General features: G+C 35.3%; 15 protein-coding genes. 10 read left to right on the forward strand and 5 right to left on the reverse strand.

Annotation, left to right across the window (positions count from 1 at the left end; translation table 11 throughout):
* Positions 1–60: 60 nt before the first annotated feature.
* From V7P73_RS13775 to V7P73_RS13790, 4 genes are all read left to right on the forward strand, one after another.
* Entirely contained in the window at positions 61–1,773 is a 1,713-nt protein-coding gene (locus tag V7P73_RS13775) for a T9SS type A sorting domain-containing protein (RefSeq protein ID WP_333854588.1), read from the forward strand.
* A 288-nt stretch (positions 1,774–2,061) separates the two neighbouring features.
* Positions 2,062–2,997, forward strand: coding sequence for an NAD(P)H-dependent flavin oxidoreductase (locus V7P73_RS13780; RefSeq protein WP_333854615.1), 936 nt, complete (start codon positions 2,062–2,064; stop codon positions 2,995–2,997).
* A gap of 52 nt (positions 2,998–3,049) precedes the next feature.
* Positions 3,050–3,478 (forward strand): DUF4268 domain-containing protein, encoded by a 429-nt coding sequence (locus V7P73_RS13785; RefSeq protein WP_333854590.1) that lies wholly within the window; start codon positions 3,050–3,052, stop codon positions 3,476–3,478.
* Between the two features lie 51 nt (positions 3,479–3,529).
* Complete coding sequence (locus V7P73_RS13790) at positions 3,530–3,766, forward strand: hypothetical protein (RefSeq protein ID WP_312751507.1); 237 nt, start codon at positions 3,530–3,532, stop codon at positions 3,764–3,766.
* Here V7P73_RS13790 and pnuC read toward each other — a convergent pair.
* Positions 3,752–4,414, reverse strand: a complete 663-nt coding sequence (pnuC, locus tag V7P73_RS13795; RefSeq protein WP_333854593.1) for a nicotinamide riboside transporter PnuC — start codon at positions 4,412–4,414, stop codon at positions 3,752–3,754. The genes V7P73_RS13790 and pnuC overlap by 15 nt on opposite strands.
* 181 nt (positions 4,415–4,595) lie before the next feature.
* Here pnuC and V7P73_RS13800 point away from each other — a divergent pair, with 181 nt between their 5' ends.
* The gene (locus V7P73_RS13800; protein ID WP_333854596.1) at positions 4,596–6,137 is read left to right on the forward strand and encodes an APC family permease; all 1,542 of its coding nucleotides are present in this window, start codon (positions 4,596–4,598) and stop codon (positions 6,135–6,137) included.
* Positions 6,138–6,389: 252 nt separating this feature from the next.
* Here V7P73_RS13800 and V7P73_RS13805 read toward each other — a convergent pair whose 3' ends face one another.
* Positions 6,390–7,844, reverse strand: coding sequence for a sigma 54-interacting transcriptional regulator (locus V7P73_RS13805; RefSeq protein WP_333854598.1), 1,455 nt, complete (start codon positions 7,842–7,844; stop codon positions 6,390–6,392).
* Positions 7,845–7,925: 81 nt separating this feature from the next.
* Positions 7,926–9,068 carry a vWA domain-containing protein gene (locus tag V7P73_RS13810; RefSeq protein WP_333854600.1) on the reverse strand — a complete coding sequence of 381 codons (1,143 nt, stop codon included), beginning with the start codon at positions 9,066–9,068 and terminating at the stop codon, positions 7,926–7,928.
* A gap of 298 nt (positions 9,069–9,366) precedes the next feature.
* Between V7P73_RS13810 and V7P73_RS13815 the strand changes: the two genes are divergently transcribed.
* On the forward strand, positions 9,367–10,071 hold the full coding sequence (locus tag V7P73_RS13815) for a class I SAM-dependent methyltransferase (RefSeq protein WP_333854602.1): 705 nt from the start codon (positions 9,367–9,369) through the stop codon (positions 10,069–10,071).
* On the opposite strand, the gene V7P73_RS13820 is transcribed toward V7P73_RS13815, so the two are convergent.
* Positions 10,044–10,709 carry a hypothetical protein gene (locus V7P73_RS13820; RefSeq protein ID WP_333854604.1) on the reverse strand — a complete coding sequence of 222 codons (666 nt, stop codon included), beginning with the start codon at positions 10,707–10,709 and terminating at the stop codon, positions 10,044–10,046. The two genes, V7P73_RS13815 and V7P73_RS13820, sit on opposite strands and share 28 nt — an antisense overlap.
* A 56-nt stretch (positions 10,710–10,765) precedes the next feature.
* A complete protein-coding gene (metG, locus tag V7P73_RS13825) occupies positions 10,766–12,802 on the reverse strand; it encodes a methionine--tRNA ligase (protein WP_333854606.1) in 2,037 nt (678 codons plus the stop codon).
* A 745-nt stretch (positions 12,803–13,547) separates the two neighbouring features.
* Here metG and V7P73_RS13830 point away from each other — a divergent pair.
* From V7P73_RS13830 to V7P73_RS13845, 4 genes are all read left to right on the forward strand, one after another.
* Entirely contained in the window at positions 13,548–16,214 is a 2,667-nt protein-coding gene (locus V7P73_RS13830; protein WP_333854608.1) for a SusC/RagA family TonB-linked outer membrane protein, read from the forward strand.
* 11 nt (positions 16,215–16,225) lie between these two features.
* On the forward strand, positions 16,226–17,806 hold the full coding sequence (locus tag V7P73_RS13835) for a RagB/SusD family nutrient uptake outer membrane protein (RefSeq protein ID WP_333854609.1): 1,581 nt from the start codon (positions 16,226–16,228) through the stop codon (positions 17,804–17,806).
* Positions 17,807–17,825: 19 nt separating this feature from the next.
* Positions 17,826–18,839 carry a SusE domain-containing protein gene (locus tag V7P73_RS13840; RefSeq protein WP_333854611.1) on the forward strand — a complete coding sequence of 338 codons (1,014 nt, stop codon included), beginning with the start codon at positions 17,826–17,828 and terminating at the stop codon, positions 18,837–18,839.
* 79 nt (positions 18,840–18,918) lie between these two features.
* Entirely contained in the window at positions 18,919–21,072 is a 2,154-nt protein-coding gene (locus V7P73_RS13845; RefSeq protein ID WP_333854613.1) for a glycoside hydrolase family 97 protein, read from the forward strand.
* The last annotated feature ends 115 nt before the right edge of the window (positions 21,073–21,187 follow it).

Below are 21,187 nucleotides of genomic sequence, written 5' to 3' on the forward strand. Positions count from 1 at the left end.
TTAAGTATAGCACTTACATTTGTCGAAATAAATTTTTAACAATCTCAAAAAGTAAACATTATGAAAAAAATCAATTCTCTATTGGTAATGATTTTATTAATCTTTTCCAATACAATTTGGGCACAATTAGTTGTGATTCCAAGTTATCAAGGTAATGTAAGTTGTTTTGGAGGTAGTAATGGTTCTGCATATGTCCAAGTGACTGGTGGAGTAGAACCCTATACCTACAGTTGGTCACCTGTAGGAGGTACAAATTCTTTTGCTACAGGGCTATCCGCAGGTAGTTATACAGTTACGGTAAAAGACTTTAATAATAATATCAAAACTCAAGATTTTACTATTACACAGCCTGCTCCCATAGATATTACAGTAACGGGAAATGAAGTTGCTTGCAATAATACGTCAGCAACATTAGAGGCATTTGGAGCTGAACAGTATTTTTGGTATAAACAGCTGACGGATACGTCGCCAGTTCATACAGGTGATAAATATACGACGCCCTTATTAACCACAAATACTACATTTTTTGTACAAGGAGCAAAGTTATCTCCACAAGAAACTCTTTTAGCTAGCAATACTGGCGGGAATAACCATAGAGGTAATATGATAGATGTTACAGCTACGAACGACTTGGTTATTTCTTCTTTTGATGTTTCCCCCATGGGAAACACTACAATAGAAGTTTATTTTAAAGAAGGAACTTTTACTGGTTTCGAGAACAATCCTGAAGCGTGGACTTTTTTAGGTAGTGCACCAGTCGTTTATACTGGTAGTTTTGTTAATGCTGTTGTGGGTGATTTACATATCCCTGCAGGTAAGACTTATGGGCTATACATTACATCCAATTCTACAAGCATAGCACTTAATTATTCCAATTCGGTGGAAGGCGCTACTTATTGGAATAATGACATGGAAATTAAAATAGGAGTTGGATTAGAATATCCTTTTACAGCGGGAACTGGAGCCGTTTATAATCCGAGAGCGTGGAATGGCCGCATTAATTATAAACTGGTTGACTGTGTAGGCGAAAAGGAACCTGTCCTTATCAATGTGCCTTCACAGTTGACGGCTACAATATCCAAAACCAATGCTACTTGCACGATTGATAATGGGACTGCGAGTGTAGAAGTAACAGGTGGTTCAGCTCCTTATACATACTTGTGGTCACCATCAGGAGGTACAGGTTCAACTGAAACTAATCTCGCTGCTGGAGAATACAGTGTTAAAATAACAGATAGTAAAGGCTGTTTTATTACAGAAGAGTTTACTATTTTGAGCCAAGATAATCCAGTTTCTTCACCGGCTATTAGACTGAGCTTTAACAGCGGACAATCATTGTCAATTTTCAATGTTATGGGACAAGGAATTAAATGGTATGCTTCAGAATATGATGCTGTTAATCATATTAATTCTATAGCAAGTTCTACATTGATTGTCAATAATACCACTTATTATGCTACACAAACTGTAGATGGTTGTGAGTCCAAAACAGCTTTAGCCATTAATGCTTATAATGAAACCCTTAATGTTTCTGATGTTAATAAGAATTCTCAAATCACACTATATCCTAACCCAGTAAAAGATGTTTTGAATCTGACTTCAGACAACAAAATTGATAAAGTAGTTATTTCTGATTATTCAGGAAGAAAACTATTGGAAAAATCTCTGAATGGCAGCAAAACTGTAGATGTTCAATTATTGGTAAAAGGAACTTACCTTATTCAGATTTTTACAACAAAAGGAACGGAAACCGTCAAGTTTATTAAGGATTGATTAATATCACTTTTATTAACAACTAAACTAAATCCATATAAAAGTAGGCTTACCATTGCTCAGTAGTAAGCTTATTTTTACCTAATAGTAAGCCTTCTGTCAACCGATAGTAGGCTTACTCTTTTTATTAAAATGCTAGAAGTAAAATATGAGTTAGATTTTTTTGAGATTAAAATTTTAATGAATAACAGTATTGTTGAATATTAAAAAACGAATTCCTATTTTTGAAAAAAATAAAAAATGTCCAGCTTCATCGATTTTGGAATTGCCCAAAAACAATACAACAAAATGAATAGAATCACACAGCTTTTCGGTACAAAATATCCAATCGTTCAAGGTGGAATGATTTGGCATTCTGGATGGAGATTGACTTCGGCGGTTTCTAATAATGGCGGATTGGGATTGATTGGCTCTGCAAGTATGTATCCTGATGTTTTGCGAGAAAACATTAGAAAATGTAAAGCGGCTACGGATAAACCTTTCGGTGTGAATGTAGCTCTACTTTACCCAAATCTTGAAGAAATCATCAATATCATTTTGGAAGAAGGCGTTAAAATCGTTTTTACATCCGCAGGAAATCCGAAAATTTATACAGAAACTCTGAAGAAAGAAGGCATCAAAGTTGCTCACGTTGTATCAAGTGCAAAGTTTGCGATAAAATGTAAGGAAGCTGGAGTGGATGCGGTGGTAGCAGAAGGTTTTGAAGCTGGCGGTCATAACGGACGAGATGAAACGACCACGCTTTGCCTGATTCCGAATGTCAGAAAACAAATCGATATTCCTTTGATTGCAGCGGGCGGAATTGGTTTGGGAAGTCAGATGCGTGCTGCAATGACTTTGGGCGCAGACGGTGTCCAGATTGGTTCTCGTTTTGCCGCAACAGTTGAAGCAAGTTCTCATGAGAATTTTAAAAATAAAATCATTGAACTGAAAGAAGGTGATACGCAATTAACATTGAAAGAATTGGCACCAGTTCGTTTGGTTAAAAATAAATTCTTTCAAGATCTGGAAGGTTTATATGAAACTGGCAGAAACGTTGAAGCTCTGAAAGAAACTCTCGGAAGAGCCCGCGCCAAACGCGGAATGTTCGAAGGCGATTTGGTAGAAGGAGAACTGGAAATCGGACAAGTTTCTGCTTTAATAGACGAGATTCTCCCTGTTGAAAAAGTCTTTGAAAACCTAATCAAGGAATTCAACGACGCAAAAATAGATTTGACTTTGTAAATTCAAAGCTGGATTGCTCATCATTCATCATTAATCATTTATAATTAAAAAAGTGTTCTCTAAACAAGAAGCTCAACTACTCAAAAAAGAATTCTGGACGGCTTTCGGAAAAGCTTTTCCAAGAAAATGGTTGCTGTATGATACCAAAATCAAGGATTTTTCTTTCAAGTTTTATGCAGATAACAAAAAAGCTGAGGTTTCTATTGATATCGAGATGAAAGATGAACTGTTCCGTAATGCTTATTACGAGAAGATTTGGTCTTTGGAATCCATTTTAGAAGATGAAATTGGAGAATTTGCAAAAGATGAATTTTATGTTTTGGATAATGGAAAAGTCATCAGCAGAATTTGGGTTGAGAAAACAGGAGTAAGTATTTTCAATAAACAAACCTGGCCAGATATTTTCGAATTCTTTGTAGAAAAAATGGACGCTTTCGAGCGTATGTTTTATGAATATGAGGATTTTATTAAAGATATTTAAAGTCTATTAAAGAAAATACATTTTACTTTTTACAAAATACATTTTACATTAATGAAAAACATCACCATAAAAGCCAACGATTTTTTTGAATTATTGAAGTTGAAAGACCAATCTATGTGGGATATTTTTGCCCAAATGATTGATGGCGAAGAAAAGGAAATTGGTTTTACAGATGAACACGATCAATATATCTTCCATTATATTCTGCCAAAAACTATCGAAAAGTTACAAGAAGACAAAGCAATTTTTGCTAAGGAATATGCTGAAAAATTATCAGGACTTAACTAAGTTTTTCTTCCATTCCAGATAACCTACGATTGCCATTGCTGTAAAAATCAAATATTGCAGCGCGGTAAATCCTAGACCTTTGTAAAGCATCATCGGAACGCAGACAATATCGGCAACAATCCAGAAAATCCAGTTTTCAAGATTTCTTTTCGCCATAAAATACATCCCGACAAGGAAAAGGGAAGTGGTCACAATATCCGTGTAATTCGCCCAATCGAGATGATAAAGTCCTAGTTTGACGCCTTCCATCGAAAATTGATTATCAATAAAAGGTTTAAAATAGTAGATTAAACCTACGAAAAGTAAGCTGCCCAAAAAAAGAGCACTTCCAAAACTCCAATCGTTCTTACTCGCTTTTTTTACTTCTACGTGGATGTGGTCTTCTGAACTTTTTGACCAAAGAATCCATCCATAAATACTCATAACCGTATAATATACATTAATAAGCATATCTCCCAAAAGTCCAAAGACAAACATAATATAAATGAAAAGCACAGTGGAAATGATTCCTGTAGGATAAACCCAGATGTTTTTTTTAATAGAAAAGTTAACGCTAAGTAAACCGAATATAGTTGCAATGATTTCTAAAACAATCAGATAAGTTTCGTAGGATTGATATTGGGCCGTGAGTTCTTCGAGGAAATTCATATCCTCAAAGATAATTATTAATCTTTAAAAATTCAATCAGCTTATTCATAATTAATATAGATAAGTAAAATTAATTAGTTAAAAAAAGTTAATGAAAGCATTTTTTTTAATATTTTCGTAATTTAAAAATAAATATAGAAGAAAGTCCCCCTTAATTTTTGGGGTAAAAAAAATTACAATTATGGCAAATATTTGGATTAAGAAACCAATGGAAGCTTATGAAGCGGACATTAAAAAAAGTCAGCTCAAGCGTGTATTGGGAAAATGGAGTTTAACAGCTATTGGGATTGGTGCCATCATTGGAGGTGGTATTTTTGTTTTAACAGGGACAGGTGCCTATTATAACGCTGGTCCTGCTTTAGCGCTTTCTTTCGTCATCGCTGGGATTGCTTGTGTTTTTGCAGCATTATGTTATGCAGAATTTGCATCTATACTTCCGGTTGAAGGTTCTGCGTATGCTTATGCCTATGGAACCGTTGGAGAAATTTTCGCATGGATTATTGGTTGGGGATTGATTCTGGAATATGCAATGGGATCTATGACAGTAGCCGTTTCTTGGTCCGGATATTTTGGAAAATTGCTTAAAATGTTTGGCTTGCACATGCCAGCTTGGCTCACAACGGATCCACAAACGTATCTTGCTGCAGGTAATTCTGGATTTTCTATGAACCTACCTGCATTTTTAATTGTATGGGTAGTAATTGGGATTCTTTTAAGAGGAACAAAAGGAGCAGCAAAAGCTAATAACTTCATTGTAGTGATGAAAGTTTCAGCCATTATTTTTGTAATTGTAGCGGGAATTTTCTTTATCAATCCAGAAAACTGGTCACCATTTATCCCTGCTGCAACTACAATTACAGAAAACGGTGTTTCACATTCTGCTTATGGTTATGCAGGAGTTGTTGCCGGAGCATCTGCGATTTTCTTTGCTTATGTAGGATTCGATGCTGTTTCTACACAGGCTGGTGAGGCTATAAATCCTAAAAAAGATGTTCCGTTTGCAATCATTGCATCATTGGTAATTTGTACATTATTATACATTTTGGTATCATTGGTTTTAACAGGGATGATGCATTATACAGACTTCAATCCTTTAGGAAAATATCCGGATGCTATCAAAGCTCCTGTGGCTTATGCTTTTGATATAGCTGGACAAGCTTGGGCAGGTTACATCATCACGATTGCTGCTACAGTTGGACTTATTTCTGTTTTAATGGTAATGATTATGGGACAATCCAGAATATTTTTAGGAATGTCAAAAGATGGTCTAATTCCTAAAACATTTGCAAAAGTAAATCCTTTAAGTGGTGTCCCATCCAAGAATCTGGTAATTTTGGGCGCCGTTATTTCTGTGGTAGCATCATTTACCCCGATTAATGATCTTGCACATATGACAAGCTTCGGAACTTTATTTGCTTTTACTATGGTATGTGTAGCAGTTTGGGTATTGCGAGTAAAAGAACCCAATTTGCAAAGAAACTTTAAAGTGCCTGCATTGCCAGTTATTGCAGTTTTAGGAATAGCAATCAACACCTATTTGATTATCAACCTAAGCAAAGAAGCGCAAATGTATTCTTTAGGCTGGTTGGTAATAGGTTTTTTCATCTATTTCTTGTACAGTAAGAGAAATTCAAAACTTCAGAATGGAGGTTTTGGAGAAACGTTCAAAGCAGAACAAGAACCTTTGGAGGATGTAGATATCGACATCGACAACAAGCATTAAAATATAAATTCCGCATCTTTTGCGGAATTTTTTTTTGGAGCTTATTGACTTCGTCGAACAGTTTCTATTTATTGTTTTTTTGGTGCTGTTTCCCGCTATCCACTATATCTTTTTTGTCATTGCGAACGAAGTGAAGCAATCTTTAGAATTTTTTTCCCGCAATAACAAAAAAGGATGCCGTTAGTATCGGGGCTATAAATAAAAACCTCAGAGAATTTTCACTGAGGCTTTTTTATTTTTGAAATTTTAGAATTAACTTCTAAAAAACTGACCAATCCCAGCCGATTCAAAACTGAAAGCCGAAGCATTCTCAGACTTATCCAATTTCTTACTAATTGTCAAAGCCCAAAGCACCAACTCTTTGCAGAAGTTTTTATCATTGTCATCCAATTCAGGAACATTGTCTTCAATCAAAGTGGTTAGAGGTTTTACGCTGTCCAATTTGTTGTAAAATTCTTTATCTGTGTCAGAATAATTAAGTTCCAGATGATTATTGTTGAACCATTGGATGATATCGGTGTAAGGTGTTTTCAAACCTTCTTTTTCCAGTTTTGGAACTCTCGGGAAAAGGCTTTCGAATTGTGTCATCACAGCGTCATCAATTAATATTTTGGCTACGAAATCTGCGCCTTCCTGTTCGCCTTCATAAACCAATTCAATCTTACCTGTAATGGACGGGATAATCGACATAAAATCCAACAAACGAACTTGTGTCTTATCCGAATCAGATTCCAGTAGTCTCAATTTAGCCGCTGCAATTAGGTTTTCCATCGCGCTGATGGTTAATCTTGCACTCACACCACTTTTCGCATCTACATATTCACTTTCTCTCGCTGCAAAAGCGACTTCTTCTAAAAGATTTCTTGCCAAATCTGGAACTTGGATTTTTGCTTTATCATCTTCAGAAATCAATGCTTCCTGTTCGGTAATTTGTCTTGCTAATGCTATGGTTTTTGGATAATGGGTAAAAATCTGAGAACCAATTCTGTCTTTCAAAGGTGTAACAATACTTCCTCTGTTGGTATAATCTTCAGGATTCGCTGTAAACACAAACTGAATATCCAAAGGCATTCTCAACTGGAAACCTCGGATTTGAACATCGCCTTCCTGCAAAATGTTAAACAAAGAAACTTGGATTCTAGCCTGTAAATCGGGCAATTCATTCAAAACAAAAATCGAACGGTTGGCTCTTGGAATCATTCCGTAATGTAAAACACGTTCGTCGGAATAAGGAAGTTTCAAAGTCGCTGCTTTTATTGGGTCGATATCTCCAATTAAATCTGCCACATTCACGTCCGGCGTTGCCAGTTTTTCAAAGAATCTTTCTGAACGATGCACCCAAGAAATTGGAGTTTCATCTCCTAACTCAGCAATCAAATCTCTAGCAAACTTTGAAATCGGCTGAAACGGACTGTCGTTGATTTCGGAACCTTTCACAATCGGCATATATTCGTCCAAAAGATTAACCATACTTCTGGCAATTCTGGTTTTTGCCTGTCCGCGTAACCCTAAAAGATTGATGTGATGTCCGGCCAAGATTGCTTTCTTCAGTTGTGGAATTACGGTGTCTTCGTAACCCCAAAGTCCTTCGAAAACTGGTTCTTTAGCTTTGATTTTTGTAATCAGGTTCGCTTGGATTTCCTGATTGATGGTTTTATCTGTGTATCCCGATTTTTTTAATTCTTTGAATGTTGTATCGTTCTTCATTTTTAATATTAATTTGTATGGATGTTGGAAGATGGATATTGGAAGTCTTCTAACTTCTGACATCCAGCTTCCCGCTTTAATTTAAATCCTTTTAATTCTATTTTTTTCGTAATCTTCAAATATCATTTGTCCCAAACCAGAAAGTCCGGTCAGAAAAGCTTTACCTTTATTCTGAGCCGTGAAGGCTTTCACGAATTGTCTCAGATACGGATCTTGCGCAATCATAAAAGTGGTGATTGGGATTTTCAGTTTTCTCGCTTGTGCTGCTCTGTTAAGACATTCGGAGACGATTTTTTCGTCCAATCCAACACTATTCATATAGTATTCGCCGGTTGGAAGTTTTAGACAACTTGGTTTCCCGTCGGTAATCATAAAGATTTGCTTGTTCGTATTACGTTTTCTTCGGAGGATGTCCATCGCCAATTCCAATCCGGCAACGGTATTGGTGTGATAAGGCCCGACTTGCAGATAAGGCAAATCCTTAATCTGAATTGGCCAAGCATCATTCCCGAAAACAATAATGTCAATGGAATCTTTCGGATATTTTCTTTTGATAAGTTCCACTAATGCCATCGCTACTTTTTTGGCAGGTGTGATTCGGTCTTCGCCATACAAAATCATCGAGTGGCTGATGTCAATCATTAAAACCGTGCTCATCTGCGCTTTATGTTTGGTTTCTTCTACGATGAGGTCGTTTTCTGTTAATCTCAAATCCGAAATTCCGTTGTTGATTTGTGCATTCTTAATACTTTCCGTCAGATTAACCATTGCGAGGTCATCGCCAAATTGGAAATTTCGGTTTTCTCCATCTTTCTCGTCACCAACACCGCTTTTGTTAGTTCTATGATTACCAACGCCGCTTTTTCTCAGTTTTCCAAATATTTGGTCGAGTGCATAATCTCTTAAAGCTGCTTCTAATTTTGCCGTCAGAATATTTTTACCTTCTCCAGAACCTGTATTACCATCTTCTGGTTTAATTTCTTCTTTGATGTAACCTCGTTTTTTAAGGTCTTCGATAAAGTCATCCAAGCCATATTCTTCATTGAAAATGTCGTACTCTTTATCGAGCATATCCAGCCAGTCAAAAGCTTCGTCCAAATCTCCGGAAGTGTGGATGAGCAAGTCTTTGAAAATACCAAATACTCTGTCAAAATGCGAAACCTCTTCCGGAATATGCTTGCTGAAAGTGAATCCCGTGTGGAAGTTTTTATTTTTATCTGTCATAGATTGATTTCAAATTTGAGATACAATTTAGGCATTATTAGCAAAATCTGAACCGTAAGGAAATAGAAAAAAGTAATGACAATGATAAACTTATACATTAAACACAAAGACATAAGGTTTTAATTTTAATCCATAATTCTTTTTAGGCACAAAAGATTTCAAGTTTTTTAAAGTTGAAATCTTGTAGCGAAAATTTCTTTGTCCCTTAAAAACGAATCGAAGAAAAATAGCTTTGTGCCTTTGTGTTTAACTTAAAACTACGAAACTAAAATTCTATCTTTGCAAAAGATTTACCGCTATGAAAGACCTAATGGGACGCGCAATCTGGGATTATTATCACAATGTTGATCCAGAAGATTTGCAAACCGAAACATCGATTTCTGAACTGGATGAACTTCCTGTAGATTATCTTTTCCGAGATTTTGATGCGATGAATAAAATCGAACAAAAAGCTTTAAAATTGGCGAGCGGAAAAGTTTTGGACATCGGAGCTGGAGCTGGTTCGCATTCACTTTATCTTCAGAATGAAAAGAATCTTGAAGTTACAGCATTAGATATTTCTCCAAAATCAATCGAGGTTTGTCAACTGAGAGGCGTGAAGAGTGCTGTTGCAGAGAATATGCTGCATTTTTCAGAAGGAAATTTTGATACGATTCTTTTGTTGATGAACGGAACAGGAATTTTCCAAAGCCTGAATGTTATTGATGTTTATCTTCAAAAACTTCATTCTTTATTAAATAAAAATGGTCAGATTCTTATTGATAGCACCGATATTCTCTATATGTTTGATGAGGATGAAGATGGTGGTTTTTACATCCCAGCAGATGGATATTATGGCGAACTAGATTATGTTGTTCATTACAAAGGCGAATCTGAAGAACCGATAAAATGGTTGTATCTAGACTTTGATACTTTGAAAAATGCTGCAGAAAATAATGATTTTAAAATTGAAAAAGTTTTGCAGGCTGAAGATTCTTATCTGGCGAGATTGAGTAAAAAATAGGAAGAAAACCAATTGTTAAAGTTGGTGTAAATTAAAAAAGACATTAATAATCCCAACAAAATGGGAATTAATGGTGATTCTGAACGATAGGGTAATTTTTTAATAACCTCTATCCAAATGAAATATAAAACTAGAACTCCGAAAATTATGAAAAGCAATTCTGGGCTTTTTCTGTAGCTGGTCATTTCGTGCGCACTTTTCATTTTATACATTATAGGAACTCCGAAATATTGAATTATCGAATAAATAAATCCCAATAAGATAACCAAGATGCCTTCTTTGTATTTTTTTAGTTTGAAAAAATTTAGTCCTAACAAAATTGCGCCAGAAACAAACCCAAAAAAGAATCCAAAAAACAAAATTATTCCTCTAGAAAAAAGACGAATTGCATTCGCATCTTCTGTGATGTGATCTTTTTTTAATTCTTGTTCTTCTAGTAAACGATCTAATTCTTCGTTTTCTTTTTTATTAATTAATTTTTGAATGTTTTCCTTTTCTTCATCGGAAAAATATCTGCCTCTTTCTGTCAAAATTTCAAAAGCCGTCTGAATCGCTTTGGGAACAAAGCGAGATTCGGGTTTCAGGTAGTTTTCCAGTTCGCGGTCAGAAAGTTTTCTTAGCGTGTTTTTACTGACCATATTGATAAAAAAAATGGGCACTAGAAAATGCCCATATGTATATTTGAAATTAGAAATTATCCAATCTCAATTCCGTTCTCAACATTGCTGTCATCCGGCGTTACGAAAGATAATTTTCCGTCTGGTTTAGTTGTTAATAAGAACATTCCTTGAGATTCTATTCCGCGGATTTTTCTTGGAGCGAGATTTAATAAAATCATTACTTGTTTTCCAATTAATTCCTCTGGAGAAAAACTCTCAGCAACACCAGAAACTACCGTTCTTACATCAACACCTGTATCAACTGTGAATTTCAGAAGTTTGTCTGCTTTTTCAACTTTTTCAGCCGTTAAAATAGTTGCAGTTCTCAAATCGATTTTAGCAAAATCATCAAATTGTATTTCCTCTTTCATAGGATTGGCGTTAGGATTTGTTTTTTTATTGTTTTGTTTGGTGTCTTCCAGTTTTTGGATTTGAGCTTCGATGACATCGTCTTCGATTTTTGAAAAAAGAAGAGAAGCTTCGTTGATTTTATGACCTGTTTCTATTAAAACAGATTTAGTTTCAACATCTTTCCAATCTGATTTTTGAACATTGAACATATTCAATAATTTTTCAGAACTGAAAGGCATAAACGGTTCACACAACTGAGCCAAAGCAACTGCAATCTGAGCGCCTACAAATAAAGAATGTGCCGCTTTTTCCGGATTATCTTTAATCGTTTTCCAAGGTTCTTCTGTCTGAAGATATTGATTACCGAAACGAGCCAAATTCATCAAAGCTGTTAAAGAATTTCTGAACTCATAATTTTCTAAGAAACCAGAAATTTCTTTTGCTGATTTATTGATTTCAGCTAATTCGGAAGCGTTTGCATCACCTTGAGGAACTATTCCATCATAATATTTATGAATCAAAACCGCCACTCTGTTGATGAAATTCCCAAAAATTCCAACTAATTCAGAATTATTCTTCGTCTGGAAATCTTTCCACGTAAAATTATTATCCTTTGTTTCTGGAGCTGATGAAAGCAATGCATAACGCAAAACATCCTGTTGACCAGGGAAATCTTCCACATATTCGTGTGCCCAAACTGCCCAGTTCCTTGAGGTTGAAATTTTATCGTTTTCAAGATTCAAAAATTCAAAAGCAGGAACGTTTTTCGGCATATTAAAATCGCCGTGAGCTTTCATCATAGCAGGGAAAATAATACAGTGGAATACAATATTATCTTTTCCAATGAAATGAACCAAATCACTTCCTTCGCTTTGCCAGTAATCTTTCCAGTCTTTTCCGTTTTTCTCCGCCCATTCTTTCGTGAAAGAAATATAACCAATAGGTGCATCAAACCATACATACAATACTTTTCCTTCTGCACCAGGAAGTGGAACAGGAACTCCCCAGTTCAAATCTCTGGTCATTGCACGAGGCTTTAAGCCATCGTTTAACCAAGATTTTACCTGTCCGTAAACGTTCGGTTTCCAGTCGTCTTTATGACCTTCGATAATCCATTGGTTTAAGAAATCTTCGTATTCGTTTAATGGTAAATACCAGTTTTTTGTCTCTTTAAGAATTGGAACATTTCCGCTCAGCATAGATTTTGGATTAATCAATTCGGATGGTGAAAGGGTAGAGCCGCATTTTTCACATTGGTCTCCATAAGCGTTTTCGTTGCCACAATTCGGACAAGTTCCCACAATGTATCGGTCTGCTAAAAATTCTCCAGCCTGTTCGTCAAAATACTGTTCAGACATTTCTTCCGTGAATTTCCCTTTTTCATAAAGAACTTTGAAGAAATCCTGACTTGTTTCACGGTGATTCGCTGATGTTGTTCTAGAATATTCATCAAAAGAAATCCCCAAATCTGAGAACGATTTTTTGATGATTTCGTGGTATTTATCAACAATATCTTGCGGAGTAACGCCTTCTTTTTTAGCTCTTATGGTAATAGGAATCCCGTGCTCATCGCTTCCGCAGATAAAAGCCACATCTTTTCCTGATCTTCTTTGAAATCTAGCATAAACATCCGCAGGAATATAAACACCCGCCAAATGCCCTATATGAACCGGTCCGTTTGCATAAGGCAAAGCCGCCGTAATCATCTTTCTGTTTGACATTTTTTAATTGAAATTTTGAGTTGCAAAAATACGATTTTCATTTTTAAAATCAGATAAGTAAAGCAATATTAAAATGGATCAATAACAATTAAGTTTTTAGTTTAATGAGATTATAAAAAGAGCATTTAACTTATATCCAGTTTTGAATTGTAATTGCAAAATCAAATAATTAGAAATGAAAATTTTTCACTTGTTTTTGTAGGTCCGTTCTAAATCCTATGTTCGTCCATTGTTCGTGTTTGGAGTTTTTTTTAAAATTTAGTGTTTTAATGATTTTTGGTTAATTAATTTAATTTAAAATTTTATTTGACTGAATTTTTTAAGTTTTATTAAAGTCACGAATTTATTGAAGTTTTTAGCAATTGGAAAAATTCTAAAAATTATAATTTGTTTCATTTTTGATTAATATAGGATTAATATTGGTTAATTTAGAAGAAGAAAAACAAGCTTAAAAATAGAAAAAATCACTAAAAATCATTATTTGTTAAAAAAATTAACATTGCTTTAAAGCTTTGATTTTTAGTGCTTTAAATTTAGTTGTAGTGTTTTTTTTAATAAAATGATGTACTAAATTCACTAATTTTAAAAATATTTTAACACAATGTTGTTTTTTTTATAAATTGCAAAACTAGATTAAGTGTAATTTAGAGACAAATAAGAAAATAATATAAACCTTAAAAATTTATTTTTTGTGAGAAACTATAATGTATTAAAAATTGCTCCAGCTTTTCTATTGCTCGGATCAATGCTACATGCACAACAAAATGATTCGATAAAGAAGGAAACCGAGATCGAACAGGTTGTGTTGATTGGTTATGGTGCTAAGAAAAAAACAGACCTTACTGGTTCTATTACTGCTATTTCAGCAAAGGACTTTAACGAAGGGAGTGTTAATTCGCCAGAACAACTGATACAAGGTAAAGCTTCGGGTATACAAATTACTACAAACAGTGGAGCGCCTGGTGCTGGTTCAACTATTAGAATTAGAGGAGGAGCTTCCCTTAATGCTAGTAATGATCCATTGATCGTTATTGATGGTGTGCCTTTGGATAATAATGGTATTAGTGGAGCTTCTAATCCATTGGCATTGATAAACCCGAATGATATTGAGTCGTTTAATATCTTGAAGGATGCTTCTGCTACTGCTATCTATGGGTCAAGAGCATCTAATGGAGTTATTATTATCACTACGAAAAGAGGGAAAACGGGTAAATTAAAAGCGACTTATACCACCACTACTTCTGTTTATGATAAGATGGGGACTGTGGAGATGTTATCGGCTGATCAGTTCAGGGATGTAGTCAATTCTAAGGCTGCTAATAATTACAAACTTCTTTTAGGAAAATCTAATACTAATTGGCAAAAAGAAATCTACCAAACTGCGGTTGGGTTCGATAACACGCTTTCTCTATCTGGAGGAGTGAAGGGGTTGCCATATAGATTATCCTTAGGTTATCTTAATCAAGATGGTATTATTAAAACTAATAATATTGAAAGGTCAACTGCTTCATTAAATTTGAATCCTAAATTTTTTGATAATCACTTGGATATTAATTTCAATTTGAAAGGTACATATGTTGAAAACCGTTTCAAGGATGATGGAGCTGTAGGTGCTGCTGTGGTGTTTGATCCAACACAATCTGTTTTTGCACCGGGTTTTGAGAACTATGGTGGATATTTTGAATGGTTGGATTCTACCGGTACACCAAATACGAATGGAACAAAAAACCCTTTATCTATGCTTAATCAACGCTATGATCTTTCGTATGTTAGCCGAGTTTTGGGTAATATCCAGTTTGATTATAAAATGCATTTCCTGCCTGAGTTAAGAGCAAATCTTAATTTGGGCTACGATTATTCTGATTCTAACGGGAATACTACGGTTTTACCAACAGCAGCAACAGAGTACTATAGAAAAGGCTCTTACAGAAGATATACTCAGGAGAAAAAAAACAAGTTATTAGAGTTTTATTTAAATTATACCAAAGATATATCAGCAATCAATTCATTAGTGGATATTACTGCGGGGTACTCTTATCAAGATTGGCAAAGAAGCGAACCTTTTGCACCAACAAGTTATGGTAATGGAACAATGAATCCAGAAACAGGAAACGACTTCTTTACCCAAAATACATTGATTTCTTACTTTGCCAGATTGAACTATACTTTTGATAAAAAGTACCTTTTAACAGCTTCGGTAAGAAGAGATGCTTCTTCAAGATTTAGTGAAGATAATAGAGTAGGATATTTCCCATCTGTGGCATTAGCTTGGAGAATAGATCAGGAAAACTTTATTAAAAATACCAATGTATTCTCTACTTTAAAATTGAGAGCTGGTTGGGGACAAACAGGTCAACAGGATATTAATAACAATGATTACCCTTATTTAGCCAGATATGTACAATCTAACAGTGGTGCCCAATATCAAATTGGAGATGTTTTTTATAATACCTTACGAGGAGAGGGATATGATAAAAATATCAAATGGGAAACTACAACTACTAAGAACTTGGGACTTGATTTTGGATTCTTAAATAATAGAATTAATGGTAGTATTGAGGTTTATGAAAAAGAAACAAAAGATTTGTTGAGTGTAGTGCCTGTCCCTGCTGGAGCTAATTTAACAAACTTGTTGTTGACCAATGTTGGAGATATGAGAAACAGAGGTATCGAATTCAATATTGGAGTTGAAGCGATCAAAAATGAAAACTTCTCATGGGAGTTTAATTTGAATGCCACTCATTATAAATCTGAAATTACCAACCTTGCATCAACTTCTGTTTTAACAGGTGGAATCTCTGGAGGTACGGGAAGTACGATCCAAGTTCATGCAGAAGGATATCAACCTAATGCTTTCTATGTTTATCAACAGGTTTATAATCAGGAAGGTAAACCGATTGAAGGTGTCTATGTGGACCGTAACGGGGATGGGGTTATTAATAGTGGGGATCTGTATCAATATAAATCTCCTGCACCAGAACTATTACTGGGTTTTTCATCTAGATTTACATATAAAAACTGGGATTTAGGATTTACAATGAGAGCGAGTTTTGGTAATTATGTTTATAATAACCAAGCTTCCCAATTTGGTAACCTATTAGGAATAAAAGCAAACAACTACTTACAGAACATACATACGAGTTATCTGGATACTCAGTTTGATACTCCTCAATATTTCAGTGACTATTATGTCGAAAATGGGTCATTCTTAAGAATGGATAATATCAATATAGGATATAATTTTCCAAGCTTTATTAATGAAAATTCTAAATTAAGAGTTTTTGGTTCTGTTCAAAACGCATTCTTAATCACTAATTACAGTGGATTAGATCCAGAAGTATTTAATGGGATTGATAATAACCTTTATCAAAGACCAAGAGTGTATTCTATTGGGTTAAACTTTCAATTTTAATTAAAAAAATCATGAAATTTAAAAATATATTAACAATAAGTATAACAGCATCATTATTTCTTGCCTCTTGTGAAAAAGATTTAGATCGTATGCCGGAGACAGAAGTTACTTCAGCATCTGTATATTCTAATTTTAGCAATTATAAAGGTGTTTTAGGGAAAATCTATGCTGGTCTTGCGATGAGTGGGCAAGAAGGTGGTGATGGTAATGCTGACATCGGAGGTATTGACGGAGGAACTTCGAATTATTTGAGACAATTATTCCAATTGCAAGAGCTACCAACTGATGAAGCAATTATTGCTTGGTCGGATTCGGGGCTTCCAGATATTCATAATATGAATTGGGCTGCCAATAATCAATACATAACAGCTCTTTATTATAGGATCTATTATCAGATTGCTATGGCTAATGAATTCATTAGAGAAACTCAAGATGATAAATTATCCTCTAGAAATATCACAGGAACAGACGCTGATGAGGCTAGGTTGTATAGAAATGAAGCTCGTTTTATGAGAGCTTTAAGCTATTCGCACGCCATTGATCTGTTCGGTAACGGCCCTTTTGTAACTGAAAAAAATGATGTAGGTGTAACGGCTCCTCCAAGAATTGAGCGTAAAGAACTTTTCCAGTATGTAGAGTCTGAGCTAAAGGACCTTGAAGGACTCTTAAAAGATCCCAGAACTAATGAATACGGTAGAGCGGACAAGGGTGCTGTTTACATGTTATTAGCAAAATTATATTTAAATGCAGAAGTTTACACCGGACAAAATAGATATAAAGATGCATTGCTTTATGCTGAAAAAGTAATTAATTCAGGCTATTCTCTTAAAAGTAATTATAATGAGCTTTTCTTAGCAGATAACAATTTGGCAAATAACGAAGTTATTTTCTCTGTTAATTTTGATGGCACACATACTAGAACTTATGGTGGAACAACGTTTATTATTCATGCTTCCACGGGAGGTTCTATGACAGCCGCTGATTTTGGCATCAATAGTGGTTGGGGCGGACTTAGAAGTACTAAAAATCTAGTAAATCTTTTTCCTGCTACAGATGGTTCTATAGATAAAAGAGGTGTTTTTCATACAGATGGGCAAAATTTGGAGATTAATGCAATAGGGGCTTTTACAGATGGTTATCCACTTATCAAATTTAAAAATATAACAAAATCTGGAGCTGTTGGCTCGGATACAGGAGGTGATTTTGTGGATACAGATTTTCCTTTGTTCCGTTTAGCAGATGCTTATTTGATTTATGCTGAGGCGGTTCTAAGAGGTGGCGGAGGTAATATGTCTACTGCTCTGCAATATGTCAATGCTTTAAGAACTAGAGCTTATGGTAATACAAGTGGCAATGTAACGTCTATTAACTTGGATTTTATCTTAGATGAACGAGCAAGGGAATTAGCTTGGGAAGCAACAAGAAGAACCGATCTTATTCGTTTTGGTAAATTTACATCAGGTTCTTATTTGTGGCCCTTCAAAGGAGGAGTTCAGGATGGACGTGCTGTTGAAGATTATAGAAAACTTTATCCTATTCCAACTAATGATTTGATTGCTAATCCTAACTTAGTTCAAAATCAAGGCTACTAATTTTTAAAGTTAAATCAAAATGAAAAATATATTTAAATTTTTATTTGTAAGTTTTATAGCTTCTTTATTGTTTTCTTGTGAAAAAGATGAAGATAGAGCTGTTATAGGAAATGTAACAGAAGGATTGCTCAGATCAGATAAGACAGATTTGACTCTTGCACAAGAGAATGCAGATCAAACAGCGGTAACACTCTCTTGGGATGATCCAAGCTATGGTCCGAATTTAGCATTATCCAATCAATTAGAAATTGCGTTAGAAGGAACTGATTTCCAAAATGCAAAAGCTGTTGACCTTGCTGCTGGGTCATCATCAATATCTTATACTGTACAGGACTTCAATGCATTACTATTAAATGCTGGGGCTAACGCAGGAGAAACTGAAAAATTTGAGCTGCGTTTAAAATCTTCTGCTGGAGCTTCTATTCCTGAGACATACTCTCCAGTTATCAAAATGACCGTCAAAACATATGCATTAATATCTTATTTATATGTTCCGGGTGCGTACCAACAATGGAATCCTGCTACGGCTAATACTCTCGTTTCGGCAACCAGTAATGGTATATATGTGACTTATATTGATTTTACCGCAGCTGGTTCAGAATTTAAAATTACAGTAGAGAGAAACTGGGATAATAGTTATGGTACCGACGATAATGTTAATTTGATTTATAACGGAGGAGGAAATATGAAGGCGGCAAATGCAGGTCCTCAGAAATTATCTGTTAATTTAAATACAAAAAAATTTACATTAATACCTTATTCAATGGGACTTGTAGGGGATGCTACCGCTAATGGATGGGATGGTCCAGACACTAGAATGAGTTGGGATGATGCTAATCTGTCTTGGAGTATTACTACCAGCTTAGCTGCAGGAAATTTCAAATTCAGAGTTAATAATGATTGGTCAGAAAATTATGGAGGTTCAAATGGTAGTGCGTCTTCTGGAGGAGATAATATAGCTGTTGCAGAAGCGGGAACTTACAAAATAACATTTGATCCATTTAAGTTATCTTATACTGTAACCAAACAGTGATCAAATAAAAAATCATAAGAAGTGTTGCGGTTTCGCAACACTTTTTTTATATTGTACCAATATATAAACCTTAGAAAAAATGAAAAAATTCACCATTGGAGCAGCTTTGCTTACTATGATGTTTAATGGAGCAAATGCTCAAAATCTTAAATCTCCAGACGGAAAATTCGAGATGAATTTCCAATTGAAAAACGGAGTTCCTGTTTATAATTTGAAATATAACGGAAACGTAGTTGTAGAAGATTCTAAATTAGGATTAAGACTTTTCAAAGATTCTTCTATCAAGTTTGCTTCCGAGATTGCAAAACCAGAAGATGCCAGTTTCGACCTCAATAACGGCTTCACAAAAACAGCCGAAAAAAGAGATTCTAAAAACGAAACTTGGCAACCAATTCTTGGAGAAAAGAAAAACTATATCAACAATTACAACGAGTTAGCTTTAACTCTTAATCAAACTTCTTCTGACAGAAGCATCGTTGTTAAATTCAGATTGTTTAACGATGGATTAGGATTCAGATATGAGTTTCCTCAACAGAAAAACCTGAATTATTTCGTCATCAGAGAAGAGGATTCTGAGATTGATTTTCCAACCGATATGAAGGCTTGGTGGATTGTTGCAGATTACGATTCTCAGGAATATCAATACCAAACCACAAAGATTTCCGAAATTCCGACTCAATGGTCAAAAGCTTTTGATTCTAATGCTTCTCAAACACTTGTGAAAAATGCAGTTCAGTCACCTTTGATGCTCAAAAAAGAAGGTAAAGAACCATTGTATGTTAACGTTGGTGAAGCGGCAGTTCTAGATTATCCGGCTTCTCATCTGGAAGTGGATGCTCAGAATTTCAAATTCAAAACTCATTTGACGGCAGACAGACAAGGTGCAAAAGGTTATATCCAAACACCTACTGTGACGCCTTGGAGAACCATTATTGTTGCGCCAAAAGCGGAAGATGTAATGGATTCGAAAATGATGTTCAACCTGAACGAACCTACGAAATATAAAGATACTTCATACATCAAACCAACCAAATATATGGGTGTTTGGTGGGAAATGATTATTGGAAAATCTCAGTGGGCATATTCTACAGCAGATAACGTACACATTGGAGAAGATTTTTCAAAGTTAACACCCAACGGAAAACACGCAGCTAACAATACAAAAGTTAAAGAATATATCGACTTTGCTGCAGCAAACGGCTTCGGTGGATTATTGATAGAAGGTTGGAACACAGGCTGGGAAGACTGGTTCGGACATTCCAAAGAATTTGTTTTCGACTTCATAACACCTTATCCGGATTTCGATATCAAAATGTTGAATGACTATGCACATTCAAAAGGTATCAATTTGATTATGCACCACGAGACTTCTGGCTCTGCAACCAACTACGAAAGATGGGCAGACGATGCATTCAAATTGATGAACAAATACGGTTACAAATCGGTGAAAACTGGTTATGTGGGCGACATTATTCCAAGAGGAGAGCACCATTATTCTCAGTGGACAATCAACCATTTCTACAGAATTGCAGAGAAAGCTAATGATTATAAAATTATGGTTAACTCTCACGAGTCTGTGCGTCCTGGTGGAGAAAGCAGAACCTATCCAAACTGGATTTCTGCAGAAGCAGCGCGTGGAACAGAGTATGAAGCGTTCGGTGGAAACAAGCCAGACCATCAAACGATTTTGCCTTTCACACGTTGGATGGGAGGTTCTATGGACTACACGCCAGGTATTTTCCAGACTAAGTTAGATTACTATTTCCCAGGCGATAAGCGTTTCGTTCAGACAACTTTGGCAAAACAATTAGGACTTTATGTTGTGATGTATATGCCTTTGCAAATGGCGGCTGATTTACCGGAGAATTACGCAAAACATATGGATGCTTTCCAATTTATCAAAGATGTTGCAGCAGATTGGGACGACACCAAAATCCTTTCCGCAGAACCTGGAGATTACATCCACACGGCTCGTAAAGCAAAAGGAACAGACAATTGGTTTGTAGGTGGTGTTACCGATGAAAATCCAAGAGATTTTACAGTAGATTTTTCTTTCCTTGACAAAGGCAAAAAGTACGAAGCGACAATCTACGAAGATGGAAAAGACGCAGATTACATCAACAATCCGCAGAGTTACAAAATCTACAAAAAGACCGTTGACAGCAAAACAAAACTGCCAGTTCATTTGGTAAGAAGTGGTGGTTATGCTATTTCTGTGAAGCCTGTAAAATAATTTTTTTTAGGAGCTTAATCCCGCTATCCGCTATATCTTTTTCTTTTTTTGCAAAAAAAGAAAAAGGATGCCGCTACTATCGGGGCTATGGCTTTCAACTTCAAATAAAACTTTG

Origin of the sequence: Epilithonimonas sp. (assembly GCF_036780765.1) — a bacterium.
Lineage (GTDB): Bacteria > Bacteroidota > Bacteroidia > Flavobacteriales > Weeksellaceae > Epilithonimonas.

What these genes read in the sequence shown, in the direction of transcription:
- V7P73_RS13775 (WP_333854588.1), top strand. Translation starts at nt 61, where the DNA reads ATGAAAAAAATCAATTCTCTATTGGTAATGATTTTATTAATCTTTTCC.
- V7P73_RS13780 (WP_333854615.1), top strand. Translation starts at nt 2,062, where the DNA reads ATGAATAGAATCACACAGCTTTTCGGTACAAAATATCCAATCGTTCAA.
- V7P73_RS13790 (WP_312751507.1), top strand. Translation starts at nt 3,530, where the DNA reads ATGAAAAACATCACCATAAAAGCCAACGATTTTTTTGAATTATTGAAG.
- pnuC (WP_333854593.1), bottom strand. Translation starts at nt 4,414, where the DNA reads ATGAATTTCCTCGAAGAACTCACGGCCCAATATCAATCCTACGAAACT.
- V7P73_RS13800 (WP_333854596.1), top strand. Translation starts at nt 4,596, where the DNA reads ATGGCAAATATTTGGATTAAGAAACCAATGGAAGCTTATGAAGCGGAC.
- V7P73_RS13805 (WP_333854598.1), bottom strand. Translation starts at nt 7,844, where the DNA reads ATGAAGAACGATACAACATTCAAAGAATTAAAAAAATCGGGATACACA.
- V7P73_RS13810 (WP_333854600.1), bottom strand. Translation starts at nt 9,068, where the DNA reads ATGACAGATAAAAATAAAAACTTCCACACGGGATTCACTTTCAGCAAG.
- V7P73_RS13815 (WP_333854602.1), top strand. Translation starts at nt 9,367, where the DNA reads ATGAAAGACCTAATGGGACGCGCAATCTGGGATTATTATCACAATGTT.
- V7P73_RS13820 (WP_333854604.1), bottom strand. Translation starts at nt 10,709, where the DNA reads ATGGTCAGTAAAAACACGCTAAGAAAACTTTCTGACCGCGAACTGGAA.
- metG (WP_333854606.1), bottom strand. Translation starts at nt 12,802, where the DNA reads ATGTCAAACAGAAAGATGATTACGGCGGCTTTGCCTTATGCAAACGGA.
- V7P73_RS13830 (WP_333854608.1), top strand. Translation starts at nt 13,548, where the DNA reads ATGCTACATGCACAACAAAATGATTCGATAAAGAAGGAAACCGAGATC.
- V7P73_RS13835 (WP_333854609.1), top strand. Translation starts at nt 16,226, where the DNA reads ATGAAATTTAAAAATATATTAACAATAAGTATAACAGCATCATTATTT.
- V7P73_RS13840 (WP_333854611.1), top strand. Translation starts at nt 17,826, where the DNA reads ATGAAAAATATATTTAAATTTTTATTTGTAAGTTTTATAGCTTCTTTA.
- V7P73_RS13845 (WP_333854613.1), top strand. Translation starts at nt 18,919, where the DNA reads ATGAAAAAATTCACCATTGGAGCAGCTTTGCTTACTATGATGTTTAAT.